At 78.7% G+C, this 1,705-nt stretch carries 1 protein-coding gene; it reads right to left on the bottom strand.

Annotated features, from left to right (window positions below; genetic code table 11):
• Nucleotides 1-182: 182 nt before the first annotated feature.
• The gene (locus GL263_RS26055; RefSeq protein ID WP_182858191.1) at nt 183-1,499 is read right to left on the bottom strand and encodes an RDD family protein; all 1,317 of its coding nucleotides are present in this window, start codon (nt 1,497-1,499) and stop codon (nt 183-185) included.
• Between the last annotated feature and the right edge of the window lie 206 nt (nt 1,500-1,705).

The following is a 1,705-nucleotide window of genomic DNA, read 5'->3' as shown; positions in this document are numbered from 1 at the left end:
CCTGAGGCGCCGGGCGGCGGCTGGTCGGTGCTCATGCGCCGAGTGGAACCCGACGCGCCACCCCTCGCAGCCCCACAGACCCACCCGGGGGACCCGAGCCCCCCACCTGGCCCTACCGCGAGCCGGCTCCGGGTCCGCGTCCCCGGCCCGCGCCCGGGCTCGGGCTCGGGCTCGGGCTCGGGTCAGCCGCCGAGGCGGAGTTCACCTCCGTCGCCGCCCTGCGCGGTGAACGTGCCGGCGGCCTTGTCGTGCAGGCACTGCCGCCAGGGCTTGTCGAACAGCGCCCAGGCGAGGTTCACCACACCGACCAGCAGCACCGCCGAGCCGCCCTGCACCAGCCAGCGCACCACCGCACGTCCGTAGCCCGGCGGCTCCTGCTCCCCCAGGCTCAACACCCGCAGTCCGAACAGCTTCTTGCCCAGGGTGCGGCCCCAACGCGCGTTCGGCAACGCCTCGTAGAGCAGCCCGAACACCAGCATCGCGCCGACCACCATCGCGAGGTAGCCGCCGGTTGTGCCGTCCAGCAGCCACACCTGTGTGGTGACACCGGCGTGTTCGGCCGCTTCGATCTTCTCCTTCACGTGGTCGACGGCCTTCGGCAGGAAGGGCAACGCGACAGCCGCGCCGACCGCGCCCGTCACCAGCGAGTCCAGCAGCCGGGCCGCCAGGCGCCTGCCGAGACCGGCCGGACGGGCCTGGTTCTGCGCCGCCTGCAGGAACGGGTCGCTGACCGGCGGCCGCCACGGCGTCGGCCCGTCGCCGGGCCCGCCCTGGGGCGCGCCGGCGCCGGCGCCCGGTGCCTGCGCCAGGTCCCTGACCTGCTGGGCCCAGCCGGGCGTCCCCTCGGAACGGCCCGCGGACGCCGGGCCGCCCTGTGCGGGGAGGTGTGGTGCGGCGGCCCCGCCACCGACGGCGGGCACGCCGGGCTGCGCGTGGGCACCGGGCTGCGCCCCGGGCGCCCCCTGCGGGTGGGCCGGTGGCTGCGCCTGCGGCTGGGCTTGCGGGGCGCCGGTCTGCGGGGCGCCGGTCTGCGGCTGGCCGAAGCCCGGGGCCGCGGCGCCTCCGCCGCTCGAACGTGCCGCGCGGCGGGCGTTCATGATGTCCGAACGACGCAACTGGGTGGTGTGCTCCGGGGCCGGGGCGGGAGCGGGCGCGGGTGCCGGAGCGGGGGCCGGCTGGCCCCAGGAGACCCGCTGGTCCTGCTCGCCGCCGAAGCCGCTCTGCCGGTTGGCGTCCGCCTGCCAGGCGGACGCGGATTCAGGCCGCCCGCCGGCCTCCTCACGCCCCGCCGACTCGCCGGCGCCCGCGGCGCCACCGGTGCCGGTGTCTCCGCGCCCGGCTCCCCCGGCGGGCTGTCCTCCGGCGGGCTGACCGGAACCGGCCCCGCCCTGACCGGCGGCCGCCGCCCGATCGGTACCCGCGACGAACTGTCCCGCCCCCGCACCGGCTTGACCGGGCGCACCGGCCGGCTGTCCACTTCCGGACGCCGGCTGGTCCACGCTACCGGCGGACGGTCCCGTCCCGGCCCGATCCTGGCCGCTCCCGGCGGTTGACGGGGTGACGGCCTGTCCGGCCCCGGCAGGCGCCTCCGCACCTGCGGGCCCGCCGGAGGGCGTCGAACGGCTGCTGGCGGGGTCGGGAGTGCTCACCTGCCGGGCGGGCACGTCCGGGCGACCCTGCCCCGGGGGCACGGCGCCCCCGGGGC

This window comes from Streptomyces durbertensis (assembly GCF_014156695.1).
GTDB lineage: Bacteria > Actinomycetota > Actinomycetes > Streptomycetales > Streptomycetaceae > Streptomyces > Streptomyces durbertensis.
The sequence above is the reverse complement of the archived record's forward strand: the minus strand, read 5'-3'. Positions and strand labels throughout refer to the sequence as shown.